The organism is Borrelia sp. P9F1, from assembly GCF_030436115.1.
GTDB lineage: Bacteria > Spirochaetota > Spirochaetia > Borreliales > Borreliaceae > Borrelia.
In genome coordinates this window covers 235,726-258,171 of the sequence record NZ_CP129407.1, presented here as the reverse complement: position 1 = coordinate 258,171, position 22,446 = coordinate 235,726, and the positions used below count along the sequence as shown (strand labels likewise).

22 protein-coding genes are annotated in these 22,446 nt (G+C 34.8%); 13 read left to right on the top strand and 9 right to left on the bottom strand.

Annotated features, from left to right (window positions below):
* Positions 1-2: 2 nt before the first annotated feature.
* Together pepF and rdgB are read right to left on the bottom strand one after the other, a co-directional pair.
* Positions 3-1,772 (bottom strand): oligoendopeptidase F, encoded by a 1,770-nt coding sequence (pepF, locus tag QYZ68_RS01255; RefSeq protein WP_301383783.1) that lies wholly within the window; start codon positions 1,770-1,772, stop codon positions 3-5.
* Positions 1,773-1,894: 122 nt separating this feature from the next.
* Complete coding sequence (gene rdgB, locus QYZ68_RS01250) at positions 1,895-2,494, bottom strand: RdgB/HAM1 family non-canonical purine NTP pyrophosphatase (protein WP_301383782.1); 600 nt, start codon at positions 2,492-2,494, stop codon at positions 1,895-1,897.
* 219 nt (positions 2,495-2,713) lie between these two features.
* Between rdgB and QYZ68_RS01245 the strand changes: the two genes are divergently transcribed.
* The 3 genes from QYZ68_RS01245 to QYZ68_RS01235 are packed head-to-tail and all read left to right on the top strand — an operon-like array spanning position 2,714 to position 4,775.
* Positions 2,714-3,739, top strand: coding sequence for a M23 family metallopeptidase (locus QYZ68_RS01245; RefSeq protein ID WP_301383781.1), 1,026 nt, complete (start codon positions 2,714-2,716; stop codon positions 3,737-3,739).
* Positions 3,740-4,291 carry a bactofilin family protein gene (locus tag QYZ68_RS01240; protein ID WP_301383780.1) on the top strand — a complete coding sequence of 184 codons (552 nt, stop codon included), beginning with the start codon at positions 3,740-3,742 and terminating at the stop codon, positions 4,289-4,291. It begins immediately after the preceding gene.
* Positions 4,281-4,775 carry a YaaR family protein gene (locus QYZ68_RS01235; RefSeq protein ID WP_301383779.1) on the top strand — a complete coding sequence of 165 codons (495 nt, stop codon included), beginning with the start codon at positions 4,281-4,283 and terminating at the stop codon, positions 4,773-4,775. Before QYZ68_RS01240 ends, QYZ68_RS01235 begins: the two co-directional genes overlap by 11 nt.
* Before the next feature lie 246 nt (positions 4,776-5,021).
* On the opposite strand, the gene QYZ68_RS01230 is transcribed toward QYZ68_RS01235, so the two are convergent.
* The 6 genes from QYZ68_RS01230 to QYZ68_RS01205 form a co-directional block, all read right to left on the bottom strand.
* A complete protein-coding gene (locus QYZ68_RS01230) occupies positions 5,022-6,587 on the bottom strand; it encodes a glycerol-3-phosphate dehydrogenase/oxidase (RefSeq protein WP_301383778.1) in 1,566 nt (521 codons plus the stop codon).
* A 36-nt stretch (positions 6,588-6,623) separates the two neighbouring features.
* Entirely contained in the window at positions 6,624-7,637 is a 1,014-nt protein-coding gene (glpQ, locus tag QYZ68_RS01225) for a glycerophosphodiester phosphodiesterase (protein WP_301383777.1), read from the bottom strand.
* 85 nt (positions 7,638-7,722) lie between these two features.
* Entirely contained in the window at positions 7,723-9,084 is a 1,362-nt protein-coding gene (gene glpT / locus QYZ68_RS01220) for a glycerol-3-phosphate transporter (protein WP_301383776.1), read from the bottom strand.
* A gap of 109 nt (positions 9,085-9,193) precedes the next feature.
* A complete protein-coding gene (glpK, locus tag QYZ68_RS01215) occupies positions 9,194-10,684 on the bottom strand; it encodes a glycerol kinase GlpK (RefSeq protein WP_301383775.1) in 1,491 nt (496 codons plus the stop codon).
* Positions 10,685-10,736: 52 nt separating this feature from the next.
* Positions 10,737-11,504: an MIP/aquaporin family protein gene (locus QYZ68_RS01210; RefSeq protein WP_301383774.1), complete on the bottom strand. Its 768-nt coding sequence runs from the start codon at positions 11,502-11,504 to the stop codon at positions 10,737-10,739.
* Positions 11,505-11,680: 176 nt separating this feature from the next.
* Positions 11,681-12,085, bottom strand: coding sequence for a hypothetical protein (locus QYZ68_RS01205; protein ID WP_301383773.1), 405 nt, complete (start codon positions 12,083-12,085; stop codon positions 11,681-11,683).
* Between the two features lie 255 nt (positions 12,086-12,340).
* Between QYZ68_RS01205 and QYZ68_RS01200 the strand changes: the two genes are divergently transcribed.
* Together QYZ68_RS01200 and QYZ68_RS01195 are read left to right on the top strand one after the other, a co-directional pair.
* Positions 12,341-12,943 carry a deoxynucleoside kinase gene (locus QYZ68_RS01200; RefSeq protein WP_301383772.1) on the top strand — a complete coding sequence of 201 codons (603 nt, stop codon included), beginning with the start codon at positions 12,341-12,343 and terminating at the stop codon, positions 12,941-12,943.
* A gap of 59 nt (positions 12,944-13,002) precedes the next feature.
* Positions 13,003-13,773: a hypothetical protein gene (locus QYZ68_RS01195; RefSeq protein ID WP_301383771.1), complete on the top strand. Its 771-nt coding sequence runs from the start codon at positions 13,003-13,005 to the stop codon at positions 13,771-13,773.
* Here QYZ68_RS01195 and lnt read toward each other — a convergent pair.
* Positions 13,716-15,290, bottom strand: a complete 1,575-nt coding sequence (lnt, locus tag QYZ68_RS01190) for an apolipoprotein N-acyltransferase (RefSeq protein WP_301384392.1) — start codon at positions 15,288-15,290, stop codon at positions 13,716-13,718. The two genes, QYZ68_RS01195 and lnt, sit on opposite strands and share 58 nt — an antisense overlap.
* A 141-nt stretch (positions 15,291-15,431) precedes the next feature.
* On the opposite strand from lnt, the gene QYZ68_RS01185 reads away from it, so the two are divergent.
* From QYZ68_RS01185 to QYZ68_RS01150, 8 genes are all read left to right on the top strand, one after another.
* Positions 15,432-17,438 (top strand): tetratricopeptide repeat protein, encoded by a 2,007-nt coding sequence (locus QYZ68_RS01185; RefSeq protein WP_301384390.1) that lies wholly within the window; start codon positions 15,432-15,434, stop codon positions 17,436-17,438.
* A 32-nt stretch (positions 17,439-17,470) separates the two neighbouring features.
* Positions 17,471-18,577 (top strand): redox-regulated ATPase YchF, encoded by a 1,107-nt coding sequence (gene ychF / locus QYZ68_RS01180; RefSeq protein ID WP_301383770.1) that lies wholly within the window; start codon positions 17,471-17,473, stop codon positions 18,575-18,577.
* Complete coding sequence (locus QYZ68_RS01175; RefSeq protein ID WP_301383769.1) at positions 18,574-19,419, top strand: hypothetical protein; 846 nt, start codon at positions 18,574-18,576, stop codon at positions 19,417-19,419. Before ychF ends, QYZ68_RS01175 begins: the two co-directional genes overlap by 4 nt.
* A 70-nt stretch (positions 19,420-19,489) precedes the next feature.
* A complete protein-coding gene (gene rpsT / locus QYZ68_RS01170; protein WP_301383768.1) occupies positions 19,490-19,747 on the top strand; it encodes a 30S ribosomal protein S20 in 258 nt (85 codons plus the stop codon).
* Positions 19,748-19,758: 11 nt separating this feature from the next.
* Complete coding sequence (locus QYZ68_RS01165; protein WP_301383767.1) at positions 19,759-20,085, top strand: HU family DNA-binding protein; 327 nt, start codon at positions 19,759-19,761, stop codon at positions 20,083-20,085.
* Between the two features lie 3 nt (positions 20,086-20,088).
* Positions 20,089-20,496, top strand: coding sequence for a bactofilin family protein (locus QYZ68_RS01160; protein ID WP_301383766.1), 408 nt, complete (start codon positions 20,089-20,091; stop codon positions 20,494-20,496).
* 94 nt (positions 20,497-20,590) lie between these two features.
* A complete protein-coding gene (gene rho, locus QYZ68_RS01155; protein WP_301383765.1) occupies positions 20,591-22,135 on the top strand; it encodes a transcription termination factor Rho in 1,545 nt (514 codons plus the stop codon).
* Between the two features lie 58 nt (positions 22,136-22,193).
* Positions 22,194-22,439, top strand: a complete 246-nt coding sequence (locus tag QYZ68_RS01150; RefSeq protein WP_301383764.1) for a type B 50S ribosomal protein L31 — start codon at positions 22,194-22,196, stop codon at positions 22,437-22,439.
* Positions 22,440-22,446: the final 7 nt, after the last annotated feature.

Here is a 22,446-nt window from a genome sequence, read left to right as displayed (position 1 = left end):
TCCTAAAATAATTGCCTTACGTCTTCAAGACGATCTTTGAATATGTTAATTGTATTCTCTATCGTTGATTTTAAAGTTAAATCAACTCCGGTAACTTTTAAAGAATCTAGAGGGTATTTTGAACCTCCTGTCTTTAAAAATTCTATGTAGTTCTTTATTGCATCTTTTTTGTTGTCTTTTATGTTTTTGTATATCAAAAGAGCAGCTGTAATGCCTGTTGCATATTGATACACATAGAAAGACGAATAAAAATGAGGAATTCTCAGACATTCTAGGGAGCTATTTTCATCAAATTTAAGACTTGGACCAAAATATTTTTCTAGTAATCCTGCATAAGTTGCTCTCAGTGTATCTTTTACCACAGGCTCGCTCTTGTTGATCATTCCATGAATAATGTATTCAAATTCAGCAAACATCGTTTGCCTGAAAAATGTTGCAAGTAGATCGTCAATTTGGGTTAATTTTATGTATTTTATTTTTTCAATATCTTTTTCATTTTTTAGTAAGTAATCTGCAAGTATCTGTTCATTTACTGTGGATGCTATTTCTGCTTCAAAAATAGAGTATTGATAATGGGGGAATGGATTATTTTTAATGCTGAAATAAGAATGCATAGAATGTCCTGCCTCGTGTGCTAGGGTAAACATTTCCCTTATCGATTCGTCTTTATAATTCATGAGTATGTACGGTTTACCATTGTAAGAGCCTGCACTAAAAGCACCAGATCTCTTTCCTTTATTTTCATATTTGTCAACCCAACGATCTTGAAAAAATCCTTTCCTGAGTACTTCAGTATATTCGCTTCCCAGTATTTCTAGAGATCGTAAGATTGTAGAACAAGCTTCATTAAAGGAATTTTTAAATATGATGTCTTTCGTCAGAGGGACGTAAACATCATAGTGATTAAGATACTCTTGTTTGAGTATGTTTTTCCTAAATTCATAGTATTCATGGACAACAGGTAAGTTTTCGTTAACTGTTTCAATTAGATTCAGATAAACCTTTTTGTCGATATTATCTCCAAAAAGCCTCATTGAAATAGTGTCTTCAAATTTTCTTGTTTTGGCCAGGAATTTACTTTTATTTATATCAGCGATTAAAAGACTAGCCAATGTATTTTCATGTTTCTGATATTCTTTATAAAATTTTAAAAAAGCGTCTCTCCTTATTTCTTGGTTTTCACTATGAAGAAATAAGCTGTAAGTGGAATTGGTTAAAGGCTTCCCATCGATCTCTCCAAATTCCATGTCAGCATTAGTTAATACAGAAAATATGTCATTATAAGATGAATGAAGAGACGTATAATTGGCTAATATTTTCTCTTCATCCTCACTTAAAATATGTTCTTTTTCTCTTAAGATGTTTTCAATAGCCACTTTTTTGTCTTTAAGTTCTGTATCTTCAAGCCATTCCTCTATTTGTTTTGTGTCTGTTTTCAGTATTTTTGGAATAAAAAATGAAGTAGCATTTGACACTTCCGTTTCCAAATTAACATTCATTGTTCGAAGTTCATTTGAAGTTTTGTCACTTACATCTGTTTCTAACTGGAGGTGCGTGTAATAAGTTGTTCTTTCTAATTCTTCCCCAATTTCGTAGTAGGCATTTAAGGCTTGTTTGAATATGTTTAAATCAAACACTAATTTCTCATATTTCTTAAACTCCTCAATTTTTAATTTGATTTCCCCTATTTTCTGTCTATATTCTTCACCATTCTTAAACAGAGAAGACAAATCCCATTTATCATCCTCATTGACTCTGCTTCTATCTATCACTAAATTTTCCCCTTTACTTAACACGATATCAACCCTAATTACGAACAGTAACCATTCTAAATCTTTGCTTTAAATTTTACAATAAACGGAAAATTTATATATAGCTGATCCTAAATTTAGTATTAAGCCAGATGATCCATTATAAAATCTTTAAATTTCGCAAACGCAATTCCTCTGTGAGATATCTTATTTTTTTCTGCAAGACTTAACTCGCTGAGTCTTTTATTGTTATTAGTCAGAAATATTGGATCATACCCAAACCCATTCTTTTGACAACAGTTAATATCAGAAGCAATGCTACCATTAAAGACGCCTTCAAAGTTATTTATTTGTCCATCCGTTGAAATATGGCTAACCATACATACAAAATATGCTTTTCTATTTGTCTTACTTTTCATCAAATCGATAATGAGCTGATTTTTCTCATGAGTAGTAAGTTTTTTCCCGAGTTTATATTTACCATATCTTTTGGAATAAATACCAGGCTCTAAATTTAAGGCCTCAATGCACAGACCAGAATCTTCACTAAAGACGTGATACTTTCCGTCTAGAAGCTCAAATAGAGCTTTAGCTTTAAGTAAAGAATTTTCTTTAAAAGTGGTTCCTGTTTCTCTTACACCAAAATTCTTAGGAATTTCAAGTCTTACGTTATGAACATCTAAAATCCCCTTCACTTCGTTTACCTTGTTTACATTCGCAGTTGCAAAGAATAATGTTCTCATTGTATAAATAATAAACCATTTATTTTGGTTTGTGTATTTTTGCTTCACTTTTGGCGTCATTATGGTTTTTTGAGTGGCTAATTTGTGAATTGTTTATGAGATAATAACTATGGGATAGAGCAGATTTTGGAATAGGATCGTGCTTTTAAAGTAATTGAGGCCTGGATTGCGAACGAGTTTGCCGGGGGCTTTTTAGGGATTAGTGAGGTAGTGTTCTTGATGAGAAAGAAAATGAGATTTAGAATGATCTTATTTTTAAAAGGATTGGGTAAGGTTTTTCTTACAATCCTTAGCTCTTTTCTTAAATTTTTAAGTAATACTTATTCTTTTTTCAGCCAAAATGTTAGCTTCATGATTGTTCCTCATGTTAAGGGGAATGTTAAGAATATAAAGATTTCTTTCTTAACTCTTTTTTTATTTTTTTTATTTTTTTCTGTTATTTTTATAGGATTCGTTTTACTGGCTATCAATTATGTTACTCTTACATCTATTGTTAGGTCTACTGAGAAAAATTATGAACTTGCGGAAACTGAGATTGAGGATTTCAGAAACACTGTTGTTGAGATTAATTCTGTTGCCAGTAATTTTTCTAGAGTACTAGACGAGCTCAGAACTGCCTTGAAAATAAAAGGGAATGACATTGATTTGACCCGCAACAAATTTGATGGCGATCTTTCAGATTTCCTTGATTTGCAGGTATTAGAGGCTAACGCAATTAAGGAATTGAGTGATCTTAAAAATGTTAAAAGCACAATAGAGGGCTCGATTCCTCCTCTTAAGAGCATAGTTAAATTGCTTCATTCACAAAATAAATTGTTAAATGATATTCCCTCGCTTTGGCCGATCGTTAGAGGAGATGGTATTATTTCTCTGCATTTTGGGCCGGCTATTGAGCCTTTTACTAGACAATGGTATATTCACAAAGGAATAGATCTTGCGGGTGTGAGAATCGGGACAGCTATTGTTGCAGCCGCTGATGGAGAGGTTATTAGGGCTAGTCATCAGTCTACAGGCTATGGAAACTTTGTACAAATTAAGCATAAATATGGACTTTCAACTCTTTATGCCCATCTGTCTCGATTAAACACCTCAAAGGGCTCTTATGTTAAGAAAGGGCAGGTGATTGGATTTCTTGGTCAGACAGGGTATTCTACAGGACCTCATCTTCACTATGAAGTTCGCATAGGGTCTCAGGTTGTAAATCCAGATATGTATTTAAATCTATCAACGGGAGCTTCAAAGTAGGTGTTGAATTTTTTGAGTTCAAGTAATAGGAAAAAAGTAGCATCAACTTTTGTTTTTGATGAAATCAAAACGATAGTTGGAAAGAATGATTTTTTTAAGGGAGAATTAATCTCAAATAACTTTATTCGCATTGATGGAGATTTTCTTGGAAACATTAGTTCTACTAAGAGAGTCATAGTAGGAGAAACAGGAAGAATTAAGTCAAACATTAATGCAAATGAGATTGTTATTTCTGGGATAGTTTTTGGAAATATATACGCTGACAACAAAATTAAGGTTTTTCAGTCGGGGTGTGTGATTGGTAATATTTCGTGCAGGTCAATTGAAGTTGAAGAAGGTGCCATTATTGATGGATATATGAACATAGGTACTGGAAACCTTGGACTTTCTGAGAAGGATGTATTTATTTATACAGGTTCTTATAAGATAAATGAGGATATTTTAGTTGAAGTGAATAAGGGGCTGAAAAGAGAGAGAATTGATAGGAGTTTTCAAATATGTGATGGTAGTAAATACTTATTCAATGATATGAGTAAGGCAGATGAAGATTAATAATTCAGTAGCAGGTGCTTTAAGTCTTGAACCGAGAGATTATGAGAAGAATAAGAAAAAGGTTGATGTAGGTAAATCAGGTGTTTTTTCTTCGGTATTCAAATCAGAATTCATAAGAGAAGATAAACATTTTATTTTGCTTGAAAATGGGGAATTTAATCTTGATTTTATTAAGAGTATGTTGGATGAGATTAATGATATTGGAGAAAAGCTTTTAAGCGAGCCTTCTCGTCAGAATGTAATTCTTTATAAGAAAACTATATCGGAATTTTTATCTGTTGTTGTGTCTTCCTCTGTTTCTCTTAAAGAGCAAAAGGGAGGGAGTACAGGAGAGCTCAAGAGGCCCAAGTATTGCATTATTAAAATTATTAATGAAAAGCTTGATAAACTTGCTTATTCGGTACTGCAGAACCAAGGTTCTCAAATTAAACTTTTAAGTAGTCTTGAAGAAATACAGGGATTGCTTGTAAATTTGCTTAGATGAGGCCAGTATGAAGGTCATAATTTTCTATGTAATTTTTTTATATCTAGATAATCTAAGGTATGGAGGTAGTCAAGTTATGCAATGGTTGTCTATGTTTTACACTCTAGCTGTTCTGTTGCTATTTCAAAGTTGTTGTGCTGCTTTTATTTGACCTTTTGGTGACACGGGATGTCATTATAAGTTGCATATCATTTTTGTAAAAACATCACTGAAGTTAAGAGGGGGATTCAAGAATCCCCTTCTTAACTAGACTAAATATTTTTGTGCTGTCTCTGAAAAAGTTTTTATTTGGTCATTTTTCCATTCTTCGGATTTGCCGAGTCTTTGCATCATAATCTCAGCAACCCTTGGTGTGGCTTCAATTGTAGCTTTTGCATTCAATAGTAGTGATCTTGTTCTTCTTGCTAAAACATCTTCTACAGTTTTTGCTTGTTCGAATTCAATGGCAAATGTGATTTGAGCTTCATTTAAAGATAAATCTTCATGTATCTTATTATTAAAGCCTTCCATTTCGTTTAAGATTTTAAAATCACTTCCATAGACTCTAAAGGGTTCAGGAATTTTAAGCACGTCTTCCTTTGTCATGTATCCGTGCAATTTTAGATTTTCTGTATTAGAGATTGAGTCCGGTATTAATTTTTCATCTATTGCTGTCTTTAGTGTCTTTTCAGCCATTTTTCTGAAAGTGGTATACTTCCCCCCAGCAATTGTGATAAGATTCGACTCCGAGATAAATATTTTTTCATCTCTTGATATTTTTGAGGTGTTTTGCTCTCCTTTAGGGTCTACTATGAGCGGTCTAATACCTGCATAGGCACTCTTAACATCACTTCTCTTTATTTTAGTATTTAAATAATCGTTCATATTATCTATTATGAATTCAATTTCACTTTCTAGACACTTAGGTTCTTCTTCAATTTTATCTATTGGGATATCTGTACTTCCACAAACAACTCCATCGTACCAAGGTAGGGCAAATAAGACTCTATTATCACTTGTTTTTGGCATAAGCATTGCATAGTCTGTATGAAATTTATCTTTCTTAATTATTAGATGTGTTCCTTGAGAAGGCCTAATGATATTAGGGGCGTTAGGATCGTCTATTTTTCTAATCTCATCTGCAAAAATTCCCGTTGCATTGATTATGCATTTACTCTTTATAGTAACTTGTTTATCAGTTATTCTGTCTTTAATAACAGCCTCTGATATTTTGCCATGCGCTTTGATAAAATTTACAAGCTCTGTATAGTTAAACGCAACGCCACCTTTTTCAGTAAAAGTTCTAAGCATGCTTATAGCCATTCTAGAATCATCAAAGGAGTCATCGTAGTACAAAACCGAGCACCTAAGTCCTTCTGTTTTAATGTTTGGTATTTTCTCTATTGTTGCGGATTTTGATAGTAACCTTGTTTTGTACTTAGCCTTTTTATGCTTCCCAAGAAGATTGTGATACCAACTTAATCCGAAATAGTAGTATGGGAGGCTGAAGATGTTATATATGGGCGTAACAAAAGCACATTCATTAACCAAGTGAGGGGCATTTTGTTCTAACAAAGCCTTCTCGTGTAGCGCCTCTTTCACCAAAGGTATATTAAATTGAGCCAAATACCTCACTCCACCATGTATCAGTTTAGTTGATTTTGAAGATGTACCCTTCGCATAGTCAAACTTTTCAACAAGCAAGGTTTTATACCCTCTTGTAACGGAATCTATGGCAATACCCAGACCTGTAGCACCCCCACCGACTATTATCAGGTCAAAATCTTGGCCATCAAGATCTTTCAATTCTTTTTTTTCGTTTTCTCCACTCATAAAAATTAAATATTCTCCTTGTTATTAATAATAAATTTATTTTCTTATAAAGCCCAGTACCACATCGGGGAAATCTGTAAATACTCCATCCACCTTTGCTTTGTTAAATAGTAAATTTAATAATTCGTCTGCTTCTTTTACATAAGAAGGCAATGCATCAATTCTTACAGTATAGGGATGAACTTCCATCTTGTGTTTATGTGCTAAAGGAATAAGGCCTGTTATCTTTCCATCAATTATGACTTGAGGTATCCAGGGTCCAATTCCGTCAGAGTACTTTGCAACTTCTGCTATACCTTCCTCTGATTTAATATACTCATAGTCTGTGGGTGCCTCATTCCAATCATTTTCGCCAATGAGCATTACAAGTTTCCCCTTATAACCAAGCTCCTCTCTTATCCTTTTAAGTTCTTCAAAATCAAATAACTGAAGATAAACGTTGTCTTCTTTTGATTTATAACCATATTTGTGTAGAGTTTCTACCACAATCCTAGAGATGTCCTTCCCTTGTTGTTTATGCCAAAAAGGTTTTTTAATTTCAGGGTAAATTCCAACATTTCTCCCTGTACTTTTGTTTAATCCTTGTATGAATTGTATTTCTTCTTCCAGAGTTGGGACTCGGGAATTATATTCATTTAAGGTAAAACGGTTGGGGTATACTGGTTTTCCAGTTTTAGGATCAAATCTCTCTCTAAGTTTTAGTGATTTGATCTCTTTTAGTGTAAAGTCTACGGAATAATATCTACCATCTTCTCTGATCCTTTTGGGAAATATTTCTGCAACATTTGTTGTTGTGTCAATTTCTGGATCGTGCATTATGATGGGGATGTTATCTTTTGTCAAAACAATGTCCTGCTCTAGGTAATTAGCCCCCAAAGCATGGGCGTATGCCTTAGCTTCTAGGCTGTGTTCCGGCAAGTAGCCACTAGCACCTCTGTGCGCTATAACCAAAGGTGATGCCTTCTTTATGCCTATTTTTTTCTTCTCACAAGAAAAAACGAGAAGAGAAATTATTACTAACAGTAATAATTGGGGATTTATTTGTTTCATATTGAACCTCTCATATTATGATCACTACATTATATAGTTGTTAATCCTCTATTTCCATGTAATCACTATGTTATCTTGTTATCACTTACTTTGGCTTTCCGTTCACTTTTTGTTCTTGTCTAAACGTTAAACCCATGAAAGTTATTGCAAATATGCAACAAATTATTAATAGATAAAAATAGGTATTCCAATTGAAGTATTGCAACACAAATCCTGTAATAGCACTGGCAGTTACAGAACCTCCTATATATCCAAATAATCCTGTAAACCCTGCGGCAGTGCCGGCAGCCTTTTTGGGTGCAAGATCAAGAGCATGAAGGCCAATGAGCATAACAGGCCCGTAAATTGAGAACCCTATTATTGCCAAAAGGATAGTTGTAAGTGTCGGAGTATTTTCTGGTAATTGCCAGTATACAACTACCGTGATGAGAGTGGCAGCCATAAAAATTATTCCAGTTTCAGTTCTTCTTCCCTTAAAAATTTTGTCGGATATCCATCCGCAAATTATTGTTCCAGGAATAGCTGAAAACTCATAAAGGGAATATGCCCATCCTGAATTTTTTATAGAAAAATTCTTGACTTGTAAGAGATATGTGGGTGCCCAGTCCAGAACACCGTATCTTATAAAGTATACAAATGCATTAGCAATAGCTATATACCAAAGTAGTTTATTGTTAAGAACATATTTTATGAATATATCCCTTGCGTTAAGTTCTTCCTCAACCTTTTTTGTGTAGTTTTCGGGATAATCGTTTTTATACTCTTCAATTGGAGGTAGACCTACAGATTGGGGAGTGTCTCTTAGTGTGAGAAGAACAAATATTGCAATTCCTACCACTATGCCTGCTGGTACGTAGAGCACAGCTTCCCATTCATTGAAGTGAAGTAAGGCCCAGGAAGATATGATTCCAGAGAAGGCCGCTCCCGTATTATGCGCTACGTTCCAAGTAGCAACGGTTATTCCTCTCTCTTTTGTTGACCACCAATGAACCATAGTACGCCCGCAAGCTGGCCATCCCATGCCTTGAACCCATCCGTTTAAGAACATTAGAATGAACATGAGCACTACGGCCGTCATGGTATCAATTAATTTCCATGGAAATAAACCGAATATAACAGTGATTGTTGCCGTTAATAGTAATCCCAGCGATAGAAAATACCTAGGATTGCTTCGGTCCGATACGCTTCCCATTATAAATTTAGAGAAGCCATATGCGATTGAAACGCCAGATAAAATTAATCCCAATTGACCTTTCCCAAAACCAACTTTTTCAAGCTCTGGCATAGCAAATGAAAAAATCTTTCTTGTTAAATAAAACCCAGCATATCCAATGAATATCGACACGAATATCTGAAGCCTTAGTCTTTTGTACAACGAATCTTCTATGTTCTTGTCTACTCTTTTGATGTGGGGCGCTGGATTTAGCAAATTAAATAACTTTCTCATATTTTATCTCCCCTGTGTTTATTAACACACCTATCCGTTAAATACTAAACACAGAATTTCAAATTTACCAGTCTGTTAGCATTTAAAACAGACCAGTAATATTTAGTTGTTATTTAATCCAGGCCTTTGCTCTATCAGTGACCCTGCTCCAATGATAAAGTAAATCTTCTCTTTTGCTTTTTTCCATTGAAGGTTCAAAGATTTTATCTGATTTCCAAAGGCTTGTAATCTCTTCAGCACTCTCCCAATAACCCACGGCAAGTCCCGCAAGATAAGCAGCCCCAAGGGCGGTTGTTTCTGTAATCTTTGGTCTTACAACATTACATTGTAAAACGTCTGCTTGAAATTGCATGAGTAAATTATTTTTACTGGCCCCCCCATCAACTCTGAGTTCTTGTATTTCGAAGTTCTGGATGGAATTTTTCATTGCGGTTAGTATATCAAAGCTCTGTAGTGCAATGCTTTCAAGAGCAGCTCTTGTTATGTGCGCTTTTGTTGTTCCTCTTGTAAGTCCAATAATTGTACCTCTGGCATAGGAATCCCAGTGGGGAGCCCCAAGCCCTACGAAAGCTGGAACGAAATAAATGCCCCCGTTGTCGTTTACGGAAGCTGCCAATGCTTCCGCTTCAGAACTTTTTCTGAAAAAATCAAGATTATCTCTTAACCATTGAACTACGGCTCCCCCAATAAAAACGCTTCCTTCAAGGACATAAGTTGTTGAGTTGTTTATTTTCCACGCGATCGAGGTTAAAAGATTTTTATCATTGCTAACTGCTTCCTTACCTATGTTAACAGTGGCAAAGCAACCAGTTCCATATGTATTCTTAGCCATTCCCTTTTTAAGACATGCCTGCCCAAATGTAGCTGCAAATTGGTCACCAGCAATACCTGAAATAGCGATTTCTGCTCCAAACAGTGAAGAGTCAGTTTTGCCGTATATTTCAGAGCTTTGCTTAAGTTCAGGTAAAATCGCTTTTGGTATGTCCAATATTTGCAAAATCTCATCATCCCATTCTAGTGTTTTGATGTCTAAGAGCAAAGTTCTTGACGCATTAGAGTAGTCTGTAATGTGTGCTTTCCCCTTAGTAAGATTCCAGAGTAGCCAAGTGTCTATTGTCCCAAAGCACAATTCTCCTTTCTCAGCACGCTCCCGAGCTCCCTTAACATTGTCTAATATCCATTTTATTTTCGTGCCACTGAAGTAAGCATCCAGTACAAGACCTGTCTTTTGAAAAATAATTTTATCTTTTCCTTCTGCTCTGAGGGAATCGCAGATTGATGCTGTTCTTCTGTCTTGCCAAACTATTGCATTATAAATTGGATATCCTGTATTCCTTTCCCAGATAATTGTTGTTTCTCGTTGATTTGTGATTCCAATTGCTGCAATTTCATTGGGAAAAGTTCTTGCATTTGCTAGTGCTTCTGCCATAACTCCCAGTTGGGATCCCCATATTTCATTAGGGTCATGCTCGACCCAACTTGCTTGTGGGTAAATTTGTGTAAATTCTTTTTGTGCAAGCCCTTTTATATTAGCATTCTTATCAAATACTATCGCTCTTGAACTAGTTGTTCCTTGGTCAATAGATAGGATGTACTTCATAATAATTTCTCCTTCTTTAACATTATTTGAATAACTAGTGTCTGGGCCATTTCTAGTATTTTTCTTTTTCTTCTAAAGCAAACCCATAAACCATAGCACCCAGAATTGCACCAATTATTGGACCCAAAACGGGAATGAGTGATACATGAATATCACCAAGACCGTGGTTTTTAAAACCTGCCACTAAAAGCAGTAATCTTGGTCCTAAATCTCTTGCTGGGTTAATGGCATAACCATTCATTCCTCCAAAGCTTATTCCAATAGCTAACACTATCGCCCCAATAATAAACGGAAAGAATGGGTTCCCAGCACCTTCCTTTACAAATTGTCCGACAATCAAAACTAGAAACATAAGTAAAAATGTTCCAAATATTTGGTCAATAAAACCAGGCATAAAACCAGTAACAGCAGGAAAAGTAGACATAATGCCTTGAGTAGTTTCAAATGCAGGGTCTATTTCTATCCATTTCGGATAAAACACAATTAGTGTCATTAAAGCTCCAAAAAAAGCCCCAAGCATTTGTGCTGTTATATAGTGGAATAGTTTTGATATCGGAAATCTTCCGGTGACAGCTAACCCAATGCTAACAGCAGGATTTAAATGCGCTCCACTAACTCTTGCAGCTGTGTAAACCCCAAAAGTTACACCTAATCCCCATCCAAACACTATATTTGTATAGCCTCCCTTTATCACTTCCCCTATTACAGCTGGGTTTGATGGGAATAGGACTGTCATAGCTACAGAACCTGTTCCAAGTGCTAAGAGAATGAATGTCCCTAAGAATTCTGAAGCAAACTCTTTAGAGCGTGTATAAACCATATTGAACCTCCTTATGTTTAATATAGGTTTACTTTGAAATTAACTTTCTGTTATTTTTATTGGATTTTATTAAAACATTACTATTTGCATAGTGATCCACAGACTCATTCCAATCCAGTGAAATGATTTCAATATTGAAGAATGCTATTTTCGAAGTTTTATTTTCATCAATCATTTCAAAATTTTTGCCTGATATACCAAGGAAGCCCGTTACTGTACTTACCTTTTGCGGATCGTGCACATTTTATGTAAAGTTTGTTTTCCAGCCCAGTTCTCTTGTACATACGGTGAGTAAAGTACTGATGTTTAAAACTTTTGTTTCGCAATAGATTTCCTGATGTGGATCTGCTGTCATAAATCAAAAGACCCTGTTTTTGAAAATTACAATCCTCTTCATCCAGAGAAGTACAACGCGCTTCACACAACTTAAGACCTTGCAACGATTTTCCGCCTCCGCTTGAGACAATACAAACGCTCGTACCGATGATCTGACTAGGTGTGATTCTTGCAAAAGCTTCCATTGTGCCATCAAGAAGTAGCAGCGTCTCATTTAAGTCAGCCACCACAGATTCGATATTCATCCAAATACCCCCCAAGATTGAGCCACAACAGTCGAGTAATTTCTATACTTAGAGATTCTATTTTTTATCATTGTTAATGTCAATGGTTTTATAAGTGTTAATGTCAATGGTTTTATAAGTTCTATGCCCATGGATTAGTTTGTTTGAAACAGTTGAGTTATTTTTTGCCTACCATTTCATGTTTTTGAGTGTTTAAATAATTTTGTTTTTTAACTATATTATGGATGTTGATTTAAATCTTGGAGGCAAATTTTTGTGATCATAATTGAGGGTTTAATTGGGGCGGGGAAGACTACCCTTGGAGGTATTTTATCTAGGGAGCTTAATATTCCTTTTTATAGTGAGTTGAATAATGAATTCACACTATCAATTTTAGATAAATTTTATAAGGATAAGGCTAGATGGGCTTTTCCAGTTCAGATTAATTTCTTAAATGAAAGATTTAAGCTAATAAAGTCCATATTTAAAACCAAAGGAGGCATACTTGATAGATCCATTTATGGTGATCGTGTTTTTGCTTCCTTTTTAAATGAAGGGCTATACATTTCCGATGAAGAGTATAAAATATACATTGATTTACTCTATAGTATGTTAGAACATTCTCAGATGCCTACATTGATGGTATACCTTGATTGTAGTGTTGATGAAGCTGAACGGCGAATTAAGAATAGGAATAGAAGTTTTGAGATGAGAATTTCCAGAGAATACCTTGATAATCTTAATGATAAGTATTTGAGTTGGTACGATGATTATGATTTATCTCCCAAATTGAGGCTTGAGTATGATAGTATCAACATTTTTGACGAGGAGCATAAAAACAATCTTGTTTCTTTGATTAAAGAGAAACTTGTAATATAATTTAACTGCGGGTTGTGGTTTTTTGCCTTGAGGGAGTCTTTGTTTTGTTGGAGGTTGGTGTGAGAAAGTTGTTTTTGTCTTTTTTATTTTTTTCTTTGTCTTTTGTGGGTTTGTTTGCAGAAAGTGATTTTGTAGCTGATGGTAGGCAGAGGGAGTTGGCTATTTTTTACTATGAAGTGGGTCAGAGATATATTGATGTTGGTAAGGTTAAGAAGGGGAATCTATTTCAAAGGAAGGCCTTAGAGATTTATCCCGGACTTAAAGAAGGGGTTGATTTTAAGGTTGCTATAGAGGAAATTGACTCTAGGATGAGTATGGAAGGAGAGGTTAAGTCTCTTGCGTTTGAGGAAGTTAGGCTTGATGAGATACCGGGGATAGTTCATGATAAGATTGAGATCAATGAATTAACGAATGCTCCTAAGATAGAGTACGTTGCCCAGAAGGCAAGAGAGAATGGCAAGGAGCAGGCAGTTAAGTTTCAATTTAATAAGTTTGCAAGGGCTCTTCTTTTACAAAAAGTTGATTTGCTAAATTCCGTTGTAGCAGATGAGGTTAAAGTTTTGGATAAAGTTGAGACTAAAGGTGTTCTTATTTCAAATTTTGAGGATGCTTTGGGTGCCATTGATAAGGATGAGTTGGGTTATCTTTCGGTTGACGATTTTTATGACCTGAAATCTTTAAAGATTGTTAGAGATTCCGATGCTCGCTACAATGTTCGAGTCAAGACTAGAAAAAATGTTATTACTAAAAATATCCCATTTTGGAGCGGTAGTCAGACCTTGGGCTTTTTAAAAGATGGGGATAGGTGGGTTTTGTCTTCAATAAGGTAGGATTTGAGTATCATTATTGCAAGCATTATTGCTAGGATATATATGAAAGAGTCTCCAATGTGTTCGTAAATCGTTGTGAGCCTTGGGGGTAGTTTGATTTCGGAAGTTAGGTGTCCCTCTTTGAATGTTTCTAGGTTTCTTGTGTTTTCTCCGTACTCGTTGATTACCGTGGTTATCCCAGAGTTTGTTGCTCTGACGGTTTTGATCCCGTTTTCTATGCTCCTAAATTTCGCTACTACGAAATGTTGCCATTCTGATGAGTTTGTGTTTGACCAGGAATCGTTTGAGAAGTTCAGGAGTAGATTCGCGCCTTGTTTTTTATAAGTTCTTGCAAGGTCGGTGAATGCGTCATCGTAACATATTAAAAGAGCCAATCGGAATTTTTTCAATTTAAAGATTTCAATCTTGTCTCCGCTAGTTTGTCCCGAGATTCCGAAATTTTTAAGAAAAAATTCTCTTACGAATTCGTAGCCGTGAAACGGTACTTTTTCTGCAAATGGAACTAAAAATATCTTGGAATATATGTTTGCTATATCGAGGTTAGGTTTTATTGCATAGACCGAATTTTTATGTGTTCTTGATCTTAGATCTATGTTTGAGGGTGAGCCGATAACAAAATGAGATTTGCTCTCTGTTATTAGTTCATTTATTGAATCGTACAATTTGAGTAGTTCTGGGTTATAGTGTACATAGTCTTTGTAGGAATTAAATGGAAGGGTTAGCACCCCTTCGCTCCAGAGTACAAGTTCTGTATCTGGGTTTTCTTTTAAGGCTTCTTTGGTAAGACTAATGGATCTTTTAATGCTTTCCTTGTAGTTTCCAGGTAACCAGGGATCAATGTTGAGTTGAATTGCTGAAATATTTAGTGCATCTATTTCTTTATCTAGCATTGGGTTTATTTCTATTTTTTTAATAAATCCGTAAGCAAAAGATGTGCCTACTAACACAATGGAGAGTATAGTGCTTAATGTATTTGTTTTAGTTTGTTTGATAAAAAGGGTTGCAAGACCTGCATTGAAAAAATAAACAACAAATGATACAAAAAATACTCCGAAAACATCAGCTACTTGTATTAACTCATTAAAGTTATTTACCATGAATGCAGAAAATCCCCAAGGATATGCAGAAAATCCAACTGATTTTGAGTAGTCGTAAAGTGTAAAAAGTATGGCTAGGGTTAATGTTTTACTCTTAAAAGCTTTTAGGGAGTAATATAGAAGGTAACCTAACGCTAAAGAGTAGGGCATGTATCCTATTACCGCTCCCAAGAATGTAAACAGACCGAATGAATGGAAGAATGCAAGCCAAAAATTTTGCAGGCTATTAGCCACTAAAAAATAAAAGATGGTTAGAATAATTATTTTTTTTTTGTCTTCCATTTGAATTAATGCAATGAAAAGCGGCACATAAGCGAAAAGACCAATAACTGAATATCCTGTATCTTTTATTTCGTTTGGAATTGCTAAAGTTGTAAGAAGGCTTGAGAATAGGGCTAAGTAAAAGTATCTTGTTTTCATATTTCCTCTTTTTATCATCTATAAAATGTATATTGCATATTTAGCGTAGGTGTTAATATGCAATATTGCATAGTATAATATATGGTATGCAATACATGATAGTCCTAAATTTAGGTAGTATCGCTTGGGTAGAAGAAAATGATGTTGTTTTTTAATGTGATTATTTTGCTTGTTGGGAGCACGTTCCTTTTAAATTCTCAGGGAATAGTTACAAACAAAGATGCGCAGGAAGAGTTTAAGTGGGCTCTTACTTCCTATAATAGCGGATTTTATGATGATGCTTTGTTATCCCTTAAAAAGGTTTTAAGTTTTGATCCTAATAATCCGGATTATCATTTTTGGACGGGTAATGTTTATTATAGATTAGGGTACATTGAAGAAGCTTTGATGGAATGGAGAAATTTGGAGGCTCAGGGGTATAAGGTTGCTTATCTTAGGCAGCTGGTTTCTACAATTGAGCAAAGAAGGGGTGTATTTTTAGAGCACGAGCTTGGTATTGAAAGACTTATTAGGGTAGCTTCTCTTGACAACTCTATTTATGGGCGACCACATGGTTATCAAATTACGTCTTTGAAAGCAGATCAGTATGGCGGATATTATGCTGTTAACTTTGTAGGGAATGAAATACTTCATTTTGATGCTAATAATAACATTGGTGTTTTGGTTAAGGATGGTGTTAATCATTTAAAGTCTCCTTATGATTTGGTTGAACTTAATGGCTTGCTTTACGTTACTCTTTACTCAAGAGATGAGATTGGTATATATGACAAAACGATGGGGGTTAAAAGAGGTTCTATTGGAAAGAAGGGAACAGGGATTGGCGAGTTGCTTGCTCCTCAATATATGGCTATTGATGATAGAAATTATATTTATGTAAGTGAGTGGGGGAATAAGCGAGTAAGTAAATTTGATCCTGAGGGTAATTTTATTCTACATTTTGGTGCCAAGACAGTGGGTTTTATGGGACTTTTGGGGCCTACAGGCGTTACATATTTGAATGGGAACATTTATGTTGCCGATGCGCTTAAGGGTTCTATTGAGGTTTTCGATACCAGTGGCAATCATCTGTATACTGCTCAAACCTCTATTGAAGGCATAGAAGGACTTAGTAGTGACATTGTGGACAACAGTATCATTATATCTTCAAAATATGGCGTTTATAAATATAATGTTTTAGCTAAGACGTTTGCTAAGCTTTTAAAAGCAGATAGAATCGATTCAAAAATTTCATCTTCGATTATTGATGTCAATAATCAAATTATTGTTTCAGATTTCAATAATGCTAAAATTTCGATTTATAAAAGTGATGTTAGTATCTATGGCAGTCTAAATGTTGATGTGAGGCGAGTAATTAGAGATGAGAATTCTAAGATTTATGTTGAACTTAATGTTAGCAGTAGAAATGGATTACCGGTTGTAGGACTTAAGAGTGAAAATTTTGCGATTGCTAATGAGGAATACTATATTGTAAGCCCTAAAGTTTCTTATGACGTTAATATTTCTAATAAAATGGATATTGCAGTTGTGTTTGATAAATCTTCGGGTATGAAAAATTATGAAGCAGAGCAGATTATGGGTGTAAATACTCTTATAAAGAACAAAAAGAATAAGAAGTTTAGTTTTGTAAATGCAACAAGTGTGCCCTTAATAGATAATATTGATAGCTTGTTAAGCACCATTAATAAGGCGAATTCTCTTGGGTCTTATGATTCAACTTACGTAAAGACAGATGTGAGCTTAAAGCTAGCAGGTTCTGAGCTTATGTCGAGGAGCGCAAAAAAGGCCGTTCTTTATTTTAATAATGGAGCCTTAGGTCGTTCTGCTTTTGATACATATTCTGTAGACACTATTTTAAATTATTATAAAAATAATGATGTTAGATTTTATTTGATATTGTTTGGAAATAACCCCATTGATTCTAAATTGCAATATTTGGTAGATGAAACTGGAGGAGCCGTGGTTCCTTTTTCATCTTATGAGGGAGTGTCTAAGGTTTGCGATTTGGTGATGAAACAGAGGACGGGAACTTATTTGCTTGAATACAATTATCCAGGCACCCAGGAGCCTAGTGGATATTTAAATTTATCGGTTGAGGTCAATTTTAATCAGCAGACAGGTAGGGGAGAATTTGCGTATTTTGTTAATTAGATTTTGATTTGTCTTTTTTAGGAGTTTTGTTTATGTCACTTAATGTGGGGATAGTGGGATTGCCTAATGTGGGCAAGTCTACTCTGTTTTCATCTTTAACATCATCAAAAGCGGGAGTAGCTAATTATCCTTTTTGTACTATTGAGCCAAATGTAGGCATGGTACCAATACCTGATGAGAGACTTGAAAAAATTGTAGATTTGATTGTTCCTGAAAAAAAAGTGCCCGCTGTGATGGAGTTTGTTGATATTGCAGGTCTTGTTAGAGGAGCTTCTAGGGGCGAGGGACTTGGTAATAAATTTTTAGCTAATATTCGTGAAGTTTCGATTATTGTGCATGTTGTTAGATGTTTTGAAGATAGAGAAATTATTCATGTCAATGGGGATATAGATCCGAGAAGAGATATAGGCACAATTAATACAGAACTTTGTCTTGCAGATCTTGCCACTGTACAAAAGAGTATTTTAAAGAATGAAAAGAACACAAAGGGTGCCGATAAGAAGGTTTGTGAAAACTCAAAGAGAGTTATTTTAATGCTTAAGAGGCTTAAAAAGCATTTAATGGATGTTAGGCCGGCAATTGAAGTTGAGTTTGATGAGTTTGAAAATGAGTACGTTAAATCTTTAAATCTTTTGACTATCAAGAAGGTTATATATGTGTGCAATGTTGATGAAAATTCTCTTTGTGGTAATAAATACACAGATATTGTGAAGAATATTGCTTTAAGGGAAGGTAATGATTATTTGATTTTGTGTGCAAAGATTGAAGCTGAGCTTGTTGAAATTGATGATTTGGATGCTAGAAAAGAAATGCTTATTTCTCTTGGGATAGAGGATAGTGGGTTGAACAATTTAATAAAGAAAACTTATTATGCCCTAGGACTTAGAACTTATTTTACTGCAGGTGTGCAAGAAGTTAGAGCTTGGACTTTTATTGATGGAATGAAAGCTCCAGAAGCTGCTGGCATAATACACAGTGATTTTCAGAGAGGTTTCATTAAGGCGGAAGTATATTCATTTGATGATTTAGTTGAATTTCAAAATGTGCAAAATTTAAAGGAGAAGGGAAAGATTAGGCTTGAGGGAAAAGATTATTTGGTAAGGGATGGCGATATAATTTTCTTTAAATTTAATGTTTGAATGATGTTGTCAATATGGGTGGATGGTCCTTTTATATAAGCAGATTAGTTTTTATTTTTGTGTTAAATGTCGGATTTGCTGTGTTCTATATCTCTTTTTATACGGATATGTTTGGCATTTTTGTATTTTGTTTAATATTAATAAATATTTTTGTAATTATTTCTTACTTGGGATACCATTACGACATTGAGTTTAAAAATGATGATATCTTGTATAAGAATTTATATTCCAAAGTTAGTTTTGGTTTTGATGATATTTTGTGGGTCAAGAAGAGATTGATAGATGATATGTTAATTTTGGGATTAAGTAATGGGCAAAAAATAAAACTTTGTTTTTTAAGAAAGGAATATTTAGTTGAGTTTTTTACAAAACTTAAAAGTGCAAGAAATGACTTGTTTATTGTAAAAGCGCAAGAATTGCCGGTGAGATATTATATATCTGGTGTTTATTTAATGACTCTTTTATCTAAAATTTTGATTAGTCTTTTTGTCTATTATATTTCGTTTAGTAACATAATGATATTTCTGTTTATTTTTTTCATTGACATTAAGGGGTTACTAAGAGATATTTTAGGCCTAAAAGATTTAGTTGTTTTTTATGAGTTCAGAGAAAGTTCTGTTTTTCAGAGGAAAGTATTTTCTAGTAAAGAATATTTTTATAAATTTTTTCATAATGTATTGCTTAATGATTCTGGGTTAAGTACGAATTATTGTTTATCTTTTATTTATGATGATAGTAGTAGTAATCAACTTGGTAGAGTATTTATTAGCGAAAAAGGGATGTCTTATTCTATGCAGGGTTCTTTTGCGTATGTCTACAAGTATTACATTAAGGCAACTTAATTTGTAGATTGACTATATTGCGATTAATTGGTATATTTACTACCATGTTGGCTGTATTAAGGAGTTTGGTTTGGGAAATAATCCATCGGCATTAAAGAGAGTGCGGCAGAATTTGAAGAGGAATTTAAGAAATTCAAGTGTCAGGAGCGAGTTGAAGACGGTAGAGAAGCGTTGTGTTGGGATATTGAGGGCGGGGAGGCGTGAGGAGGCTTTGGAATTTTTTAGGTTTGTGTCAAAGAAGTTAGACACTGCTGCTAGGAAAGGGATTATTCATAAGAATAAAGCTGCCCGTAAGAAATCGAGTTTGAGTGTTTTGCTTTTAAAGTAAGGAAATGGTTTATGTCTTTTTCAAGAAGGCCCAAGATCACTAAGTCGGATATTGTTGACTTGATAGATTTAAATATTAAGACTAATGGTGGTAAGATAGAAAAAAAGTATGTGAAGCTTGTGGTTGATGCTTTTTTTGAGGAGCTTAAGAATAGGCTTTGCCTCAATAGTGTTGTGGAGTTTAGGTCTTTTGGTACGTTCGAGGTTAGGAAGAGGAAAGGGCGGCAGAATGCTCGTAATCCTCAGACTGGGGAGTATGTTAGGGTTGATGATCACCATGTGGCTTATTTTCGGCCAGGGAAAGACTTAAAAGAACGAGTTTGGGGAATTAAGGGATAGTTGATGTCTCCTGATGTTAGAGATGATTACAAGTGGGATTGCAGGCTAGATGCGAGTTTGATTTTTAGAGGAAAGTTAAAATTCGAGGGTGCCTTGTACCTTGATTCTTCTTTTGAGGGTGAGATATTTTCAGAAAGAGGGGTTCTTTTTATAGGGAGAAACGGTAAGGTCGTTACTGACGTGGTGACTTGTGGTACTTTGATCGTTGAGGGGATTTTGAAGGGAAATGTGAATGCTGGTAGTAAGGTTTATTTAAATAGTGGTTGTAAGATATACGGCGATATTAAGACAAAAAAGATATTTATTAATGATAACATAGTTTTTGATGGTAAGTGTGAAATGGTTAAGTCTAATGAGAGCATAGATTTGTTTGCTTTTACGGTTTCACAGATAAAAGATACTTTTCAATGAAATAAAACGTTATATGCTTTTTGATTGTTGTTAATGGTTTAGATATTTCTTTTTAGAAGCGCCCTTCTTAAAAATTTGTCTCATAGAGGAGATTATGGATAAAAGATTTGAGGAATTTGATTTAGAGGATGAAATGAAGCGTTTGAATTCTTCTAAAGAGTTAAAAATTGAAGATAATTCTAGGAAAAAGATAGTTAAGGTTGTGGCCAAAAAGGAGGCTTGTGGTGCGTCTAAAAAGGCTGATAATGATCGATTGAGGATAGTCAATGAGGGGACTACTTCGGATTTTGATTACGATATGTCTAGTTCTGACCTAGAAAGCAGTATTAAAGATCTTGAGCAGGGTAACATTGTTAATTTCTTAGGTGGTAAGGATAGCACAACTATTAACACTCTTTATGATAAGCCGATTACCGAGGTTAGAAAAGTTGTTGAAGGGCTTGGAACTAATCATACTATTGCGGTGACAATGAAGAAGACAGAGTTAATATTTTTACTTGTTAAGATATTAACAGAACATAACATTGGTGTTTTATTTACAGGAGTGCTTGATGTTTTAAGTGATGGGTATGGGTTTTTGCGTACAGCATCTAATTCTTACCTCTCAGGTGGTAATGACGTTTATGTTTCGCCTTCTCAGATCAGGCTTTTCAATTTAAGGACAGGTGATATTTTGTATGGACAGATTAGATCTCCGAGGGACGGTGAGAGATTTTTTGCCATGATTAAAATTAAGAGTATTAATGACCAAGATCCTACTTTTGCACAGAATAGAATACCTTTTGATAATTTAACACCTTTGTATCCTAGTTCAAAATTAGATCTTGAATATGAGAATTGTAACATCTCCACAAGACTTATTAATCTTTTTGCTCCCATTGGAAAGGGACAAAGAGCTTTGATAGTTTCGCCTCCAAAGGCTGGAAAGACTACTTTACTCCAAAAAATAGCTAATGCAATAACTACTAACTATCCAGATATTATTTTGATGATTTTACTTATTGATGAGAGACCGGAAGAGGTTACTGACATGATTCGTAGTGTTAGGGGGGAGGTAATTGCATCTAATTTTGATGAACAAGCTAGTAGACATGTACAGGTTGCCGAGATGGTAATTGAGAAGGCCAAAAGGCTTGTTGAGAATAAGAAAGACGTTGTCATTCTTTTGGATTCTATTACAAGGCTTGCAAGAGCTTATAACCAGACCATGCCAACTTCCGGTAAGATACTTTCTGGAGGAGTTGATTCTAATGCCTTGCATAAGCCAAAGAGGTTTTTTGGTTCTGCTAGAAATATTGAAGAGGGGGGGAGTCTTACCATTATAGCTACGGCTTTAGTTGATACTGGAAGTAGGATGGATGAGGTTATTTTTGAAGAATTTAAAAGTACTGGTAACATGGAGTTGATCCTTGATAGAAGTTTGGCAGACAGGAGGCTTTTCCCTGCTATTAATATTAAGAAATCGGGGACAAGGAAGGAAGAGTTGCTTTTAAATGAAGAGGAGCGTTCTAAAATTTTGCTCATCAGAAAGATTTTAGGGGGTGTTGACGATTACGAAGGAGTGGAGGCTTTGGTTGAAAAGATGAAAAAAAGTAAAAATAATGAAATTTTTTTAAAGACCATGAGTAATGGAGATTAATAAAATTGACTTTGTTTTAAATTTAAACTAGACTTAGTTGGGTTAGTAGAGAGGTTTTATGAAAAAGAATATACATCCTAAGAGTGGTTTGGTGGTGTTTAGGGATGGGTCTAATGATGTCATGTTTTTGACTAGATCTACTTTGATTTCAAAGGAGACGGTCAAGTATAGCGATGGGAATGAGTATCCTTTGATCACTGTTGAGATTACAAGCAAATCTCACCCTTTTTACACGGGGCAGCAGAAATTTGTTGATGCAGCAGGTAGAATCGATAGATTCAACAAGAAATATAAAAAAGCTTAGATACTTT